The organism is Marmoricola sp. RAF53 (assembly GCF_052114005.1).
Classification (GTDB): Bacteria; Actinomycetota; Actinomycetes; order Propionibacteriales; family Nocardioidaceae; genus Marmoricola.
Genome location: NZ_JBFRDX010000019.1, coordinates 13562 through 20103 on the forward strand (window position 1 = coordinate 13562; position 6542 = coordinate 20103).

General features: G+C 72.8%; 7 protein-coding genes. 5 read left to right on the forward strand and 2 right to left on the reverse strand.

Translation table 11 applies throughout. The annotated features are described in order from the left end of the window. The first annotated feature begins 19 nt into the window (after window positions 1-19). The 3 genes from AB4Y76_RS15910 (at window position 20) to AB4Y76_RS15920 (ending at window position 2574) form a co-directional block, all read left to right on the forward strand. Window positions 20-523, forward strand: coding sequence for a DsrE/DsrF/DrsH-like family protein (locus AB4Y76_RS15910; protein ID WP_441926991.1), 504 nt, complete (start codon window positions 20-22; stop codon window positions 521-523). A gap of 39 nt (window positions 524-562) precedes the next feature. Continuing rightward, complete coding sequence (locus tag AB4Y76_RS15915) at window positions 563-1498, forward strand: universal stress protein (RefSeq protein ID WP_441926993.1); 936 nt, start codon at window positions 563-565, stop codon at window positions 1496-1498. 116 nt (window positions 1499-1614) lie between these two features. Continuing rightward, entirely contained in the window at window positions 1615-2574 is a 960-nt protein-coding gene (locus AB4Y76_RS15920) for a universal stress protein (protein ID WP_441926995.1), read from the forward strand. Here AB4Y76_RS15920 and AB4Y76_RS15925 read toward each other — a convergent pair. Then, window positions 2526-4025 (reverse strand): PAS domain-containing sensor histidine kinase, encoded by a 1500-nt coding sequence (locus AB4Y76_RS15925; protein WP_441926996.1) that lies wholly within the window; start codon window positions 4023-4025, stop codon window positions 2526-2528. The genes AB4Y76_RS15920 and AB4Y76_RS15925 overlap by 49 nt on opposite strands. A 195-nt stretch (window positions 4026-4220) precedes the next feature. Here AB4Y76_RS15925 and AB4Y76_RS15930 point away from each other — a divergent pair, with 195 nt between their 5' ends. Then, window positions 4221-4490 (forward strand): DUF1876 domain-containing protein, encoded by a 270-nt coding sequence (locus AB4Y76_RS15930; RefSeq protein WP_441926998.1) that lies wholly within the window; start codon window positions 4221-4223, stop codon window positions 4488-4490. A gap of 192 nt (window positions 4491-4682) precedes the next feature. Here the strand turns inward: AB4Y76_RS15930 and AB4Y76_RS15935 are convergent, their stop codons facing one another. Then, a complete protein-coding gene (locus AB4Y76_RS15935; RefSeq protein ID WP_441927000.1) occupies window positions 4683-5492 on the reverse strand; it encodes a slipin family protein in 810 nt (269 codons plus the stop codon). A gap of 145 nt (window positions 5493-5637) precedes the next feature. Here AB4Y76_RS15935 and AB4Y76_RS15940 point away from each other — a divergent pair, with 145 nt between their 5' ends. Further along, window positions 5638-6468: a class II glutamine amidotransferase gene (locus AB4Y76_RS15940; RefSeq protein ID WP_441927002.1), complete on the forward strand. Its 831-nt coding sequence runs from the start codon at window positions 5638-5640 to the stop codon at window positions 6466-6468. Window positions 6469-6542 lie beyond the last annotated feature (74 nt).

Genomic DNA, 6542 nt, shown 5'->3' on the forward strand with positions numbered 1-6542 from the left:
CCACCCCGAGGAGATCAGCATGACCACCACCGCCCCCCTGGTTCCGGACTTCGGCGCCGCGCACGCGGGCCGCAAGCTCGCGATCATCTGCTCCAAGGGAAACCTGGACATGGCCTACCCGGGGCTGATCCTGGCCAACGCCGCGCTCGGCGAAGGGGTGGAGACGCACCTGTTCTTCACCTTCTGGGGCTTCGACATGATCAACAGGAAGACGATGGCCGACCTGAAGTTCACCCCTGTCGGCAACACCGCGACGCACCTGCCGCAGGGCCTGACCCCGCTTCCCGGGATGACCGCGATGGCGACGCACCAGATGAAGAAGGCGATCGCGGATCTCGACGTCCCCGAGGTCCCGGAGTTCCTGCAGCAGATCGTCGACTCCGGTGGGCACCTCTGGGCCTGCCGGATGTCGGCGGACATGCAGCACCTCGGCCTCGAGGACCTCTACGAGGAGGTCGAGGACATCATCAGCGCGTCCGACTTCATCGAGAAGACCGAAGGCGCCCAGCTGCTCTTCATCTGAACACGTCCGAAGCCCCTCCACCGTCCCTGCGAGGTCACGATGAGCAACGAGATCCCCCGCCAGACACCCTCGTCCGCGGAGCCTGCCGAGATCCTGGTCGGCATCGACGGAACCTCCGCCTCGGAGGCCGCCGTCCGGCACGCGATCGCCCTCGCCCGGGAGCAACGGTGCCGGGTCCGCCTGGTCCACGTCGTCCCGCAGGTCACGACCTCCGCCGGCTCGCCCGGCGCCGAGGATCTCCTGGACCGCGGCCGCGAGCTCCTCGCGCACGCCGTCGAACAGGCACGTGCGACCGGCCCCGGGATCGACGTACGCAAGACGCTCGTCGTCGGGCAACGCATCCCGGAGCTGGCGCAGGCGAGCCGCCAGGCGGCGCTCGTCGTCCTCGGGCGGCGGGAGCACAAGCACCTCGGCCGGATCGCCACCGGGGCGACCGCCGCGGCGCTCGCCTCGCAGACCACCTGCCCGGTCCGGGTCGTGCCGTCCGGTTGGACCAGCGACCCGACGGCGAAGGACGTGGTCGTCGGCATCAAGGAGGCCGCCACCGCGGGGCCCCTGATCGAGCGCGGACTCGAGCTCGCCCACGAGTACGGCGGGACCCTGGTCCTGGTGCACACCTGGCAGCTGCCGAGCGCCTACGCCGACGTGTTCTCCCGGGACGACCTGGCGGACTGGAACGCCCAGGCCGCCGTGGAGCTGGCCGCGGCAGCCAAGCCGGCGCACCGCAGGTTCCCGGAGGTCCGCCTCCAGTTCGTGGTCAGTCCCGGCCGGCCCGCGGAGGTCCTCGCCGAGCGCTCCGCCGCCGCGGCGGTGGTCCTGGTCGGCAGGCACGGCCGGAACCGGGTCTTCCCCCACCTCGGCCACGTGCCGCGAGCGGTCGTCCAGTCCGGCGCCGCCGCGGTCGAGGTCGGACCCGCGGAGCGGGCACCGGCGTTCGACCTCGAGCTCGAGCGCGCGGGGACCCTGCTGAAGTGACGCGCCGGGCGGCCCGGCCACCTGACGGTGCGGGCAGCGCAGGTGCGGCCGTTCGTCCCGCGATCCCGGACCGTGCGGCCCTGCCGCGACAGGGCGGATCCGCGCCAGGGTGAGCCATGGACACCCCACCGGTCACTCCCCCGCCTGTGGTGGTGTGCCTGGACGGCGGGTCCAGCGACGTGGCCGCCCTCGACTTCGCCGTCGACAAGGCGCGCTCCGGGCGGACGCGGGTCGTGCTCCACCACCTGGTGCGCCGGGCCCGCCACGTCCTCCCGGACGCCGGGTTCAGCACCCGCGAGACCGCGACGTACACGTCGCTCCAGCTGCTCACGGCAGCGGCGCGCTTCTGGGACGAGGCGCGCCGGTCCGGCGACCACCGCCCGCACCGGGAGCCGATCGCCGTGGTCGCCCAGGAGGCGGGGTGCCTCGTCCTCGGCGTCCCGCCGGAGGGCCCGCCGCCCTGGGCGCCCGGCCCGGCGGACCGCCTCGACCTGGGACAGGTCCGGTGCCCCGTCTACTGCGTGCCGCCGCCCGTGGTCCCGAGCCCTCGGCAGCGGACGGCACCGGTCGTGGTCGCCGTCGCGCACAGCCAGGAGCTCGACACGCTCCTCGATCTCGGGCTCGCCGAGGCGGCCCGGCTCGGCACCGGCGTCCGGGTGGTCCACGTCGGACGGTCCACCGCGGCCCAGGCCTACGCGGTCCGCACGCCTGAGGGCCGGGACGCCTGGACGCGCGACGCCGTCCGGGAGGTCACCGAGCGCAGCGCCCGTGCCTGTGCCGGAGCCCCCGACGTCGCGGTCGTGTTCGCCGCGACCCACGAAGAGCCCGCCCGGGTTCTCGCCGGGGAGCTCAGGACCGCCGCCCTGCTGGTGGTCGGCCAGCTCCGTACGACGCTGCCCACCGGGCGCGAGCTCGCCGGAGCCTGCCCGGTCGTCCTCGTGGCCGCTCCCTACCGTCAGACGCACACGGCCGGGTTCGGGCGCCTGCACGGTGCTCCCGACCAGGTGCCCCCCGCCCGGGGTCCGGGTCAGGTGCTGCCGCACGGCGCGCCGGGGACCGCCAGCCGGAACTCGTGAGCCGCACGCGCGCTGCCGGCGTCGTAGGTCAGCGCGCCGCCGTTGGCGGCTGAGAGCCGCGCGGCCATGTAGAGGCCGAACCCGCTCCCCCCGGCGGAGGCCTGCCGGCTGCCGGTGCGGGCGAACCGCTGGAAGAGCTGCGGCACCTGGGAAGCCGGCACACCGCCGCCGGCGTCGGAGACCGCGACGACGCAGCCACCGGCTGCCGCCCGGCTGCGGATCCGCACCGGGGCCGCGCCGTACCGGACGGCGTTGGTCAGCAGGTTCGCGACGATCTGCTCCAGGTGGACGCGGTCGAAGCAGATCCGTGCCGCCGGGTCGTGGAAGTCCAGGACGACCGAGCCGTCCAGGCCGCAGAGCTCGACGACGTCGTGCAGCACGAGAGCGAGCGCGAGCACCTCGGCGTGCGGCTCGATCACCCCGGCGTCCACCGCCGCGAGGGCGAGGATCTTCTCCACCGTGTGGTTCGTCCGCTCGACGGCGGCGATGGCCTTGCGGAGCAGGGCACGCCGCTGGTCGGGACCCGTCTCGACCTCGTCGTCGTCGAGCAGCTCGACGAAGCCGCGGACGGCGCTGAGCGGGGTCCGGAGGTCGTGCCCGAGCATCGCGATCACGTCCGCGTTGAGCTCGTTCGCCCGGCGCAGCTCGCCGTTGATCCGGTTCAGCTCGCGGGTCAGGGCGTTGGCCTCGGTCACGTCCTGCAGCGTCCCGGTCAGCCGCAGCACGGCCCCGTCGGGGCCGAGGACCGGCCGCCCCTTGCTGACCACCTCGCGCTCGGTCCCGTCCGGCCTGAGGACCCGGTACTCGTGGGAGTACCGATCAGCGGAGGCCGCGGCCCGACCGATCGCCGCGAGCACGCGCTCCTGGTCCTCCGGGTGCATGTACGCGCTCACCTCCTCCAGGGAGGCCGGCACGCCCTCGGCCGGGGCGCGGCCGACGATCCTGAAGAGCTCACGGCTCCAGGTGATCTCGCCCGTGCTCGGCGTGAACGTCCAGCTGCCCAGCCGGGCCAGCTCCTGCGCCTCGTCCATCGCCTCCTGGGCCGTGACCCTCGGCGTCACGTCGGTCACCAGGACGAAGAACCCGCGCACGCTCCCGTCGACGACGTGCGGCACGTACGACGCCTGGGTGTGCCGGGTGCGGCCGGACTGGTCCACGAGCGTCCGTTCGAAGAGCTGCTCCTGCCCGGCGAGCGCCCCGCGGATGAACGGCAGGTTCTTGGCGTAGACGTCGGGGCCGAGCAGGTCGCTGATGTGCAGGCCGCGCATCTGGTCCGGTCGCCGGCCGAACCACTCGACGTAGGCCGCGTTGCCGAAGACGTTGCGCGCGTCCTGGTCCCAGTAGGCGACCATGGCCGGCAGCTGGTCCACGACCTCGCGCAGCAGCGCCAGCTCTCGGGAGGCAGACCCGGCAGTCTCCATGCCGCACACCTCCTCGGACCGCTCTGACACCCACCGAGCCTAGGCGCCCGGCCCGGAGGGCGGCAGAGACCGAAGGCCCGGCTCGCCGGGACCTTCGCCCGCGGCGCCGAGGGTCCCGCACACGGAGGCCGAACGGCTCTGCCGGGGTGCGGCCCGAGGGGCGACCGTGGAGAAGGACCACCGGCGGCTCGTGGTGACGGGCCGCTCCACACCGAGGAGGACTCCATGCACACCAGGACCTGGACCGTGAGGGTCCACGTGTTCGAGCAGGACAACGGACGCACCAGCGCGGAAGCCGTGCTGGAGACCGACGTCGGGACCGTGCTCCGCCACCGCGGCGTGGCCCGCCGGAACCCGGCCGACCCCGACGTACCCGAGATCGGTGACGAGCTCGCCGTGTGCCGGGCGCTGTCCGGGCTCGGCCACGACCTGCTCGAGGCGGCCCTCTCCGACGTCGCCCTGAACGCCGCGTCCTCAGCGGGCTCCACGGTCTGACGGCTCGCGGAGGGACCTTCAGCACCCACGTCCGTGACGTTGAGCCCTACGCCGACCACCGGGCCCGCGGTTGAGTGGGGATCGGGACGACGGGGAGTCCAGTTGATGACTGGAGCGGCGTCCGAGGGCCTCGGCCCTCGTACACCCGCTCAGGCTCCGAGCCGTGCAGCACGGCCACGGACCCCCGTCGTCTCACTCGTCCCCGCCGGTCTCCCCGGTCCACGCCTCCGCGGCCAGCGTCTCCTGCCGGATGAACGCGCCGAGGTCGCTCACCGTGCTCAGCAGCGGCGCGGGGAACACCACCGTGGTGTTCTTGTCGACGCCGATGTCGATCAGGCTCTGCAGGGTGCGGAGCTGGAGGGCCAGCGGGTGGTCCATCATGATGTCGGAGGCCGCTCCCAGGGCCGCGGCGGCAGCCGCCTCCCCCTCGGCGGCGATGATCTTGGCCCGCTTCTCCCGCTCGGCCTCCGCCTGCCGCGCCATCGCCCTCTTCATGCTGTCCGGCAGCTGGATGTCCTTGAGCTCGACGAGGGTGACGAGCACCCCCCAGTCGGCCGTCGTCCGGTCGAGGATCTCGCGGATGTTCACGTTGATCGCCTCGGTCTCGGACAGCGCCTGGTCGAGGGTGTGCTGCCCGACGACGTTGCGCAGCGTGGTCTGGGCGATCTGGTTGATCGCGGACGCGACGTCCTCGATCGCGACGACGGACTTCACCGCGTCCACGATGCGGAAGTAGGCGACCCCGGCGACGTCGATGCTCACGTTGTCCTTGGTGATGATCCCCTGGGACTGGATCGGCATCGTGACGATGCGCAAGGAGACCTTCACGAGCTTGTCGACCACCGGGATGATCAGCCGGAGGCCGGGTTCGCGGACGGCCTGGACCCGGCCGAGCCGCAGCAGCACCCCCTTCTCGTACTGGTTGACGACGTGCACCGCCATCGCGAGCACCACCAGGCCCAGCGCGACCACGACGAGCGTGGTGATGATCGGTAGCTCCATGGCTGCCTCCTCGTTGCTCCGATCTCCCGAGCATCCCCCTTCCCGGTCCCGCCCGCTCAGGGGCGAAAGTCACCACGGTGCCTGCCGGCCGGTGCGCCGTCCGCCCGGCCGTGCGAGCATCGGAGGACGAACGGAAGGAAGCACCATGTGCCGATGGCTCGCCTACTCCGGAGGGCCGGTGTCGCTGGACGACCTGCTCTTCAAACCGGAGAACTCCCTGGTCGTGCAGAGCAAGCACTCCCGGCTGGGCGCCACCACGATCAACGGCGACGGCTTCGGCGTCGGCTGGTACGGCGAACCGGAGACGCCGGGCGTCTACCGGAGCACCGAGCCGGCCTGGAACGACCGGAACCTGCGCGAGCTCTCCGCCCACGCCCGATCGAGCCGGGTGTTCGCCCACATCCGCGCCAGCACCGGGACGCCGGTCCAGCAGACCAACTGCCACCCGTTCCGGCACGGGAGCTGGTTGTGGATGCACAACGGGTTCCTCGCCGAGTTCTCCCGGATCAAGCGCGACCTGGTGCTCGCGGTCGACCCGGACCTCTTCCCCCTGATCGAGGGCTCCTCGGACTCTGAGGTGCTCTTCTTCCTGGCGCTCACCTTCGGCCTGGCGGAGGACCCGCCCGCCGCGGTCGCCCGGGCGGTCGGGTTCGTCGAGGAGACGGGCCGGCGGCACGGCATCGAGTACCCGGTCCAGATGACCGTCGCGACGACCGACGGGACCGCCAGCTGGGCGTTCCGGTACTCCAGCGAGGGGCGGTCGCGGTCGCTGTTCCACAGCACCGACGTCGCGACGCTCCGGTTGCACTACCCCGACAACGAGGTCCTCGACGCCCTGTCCGACGACGCCCGGCTGGTCGTCTCCGAGCCGCTGGGCAACCTGCAGGGCGCCTGGCACGAAGTGCCGGAGTCCACCTGCCTGGTGGTGCGGGGCGGGCACGAGGAGCTGATCTCGTTCGCACCCGCGGCACCGTGACCACCGACCACCGCGGCGGGGCCGGTTGGTAGCGCCGCAAGGGTTGTGGCCGTCCGCGCGCTCGGCCATGGTGG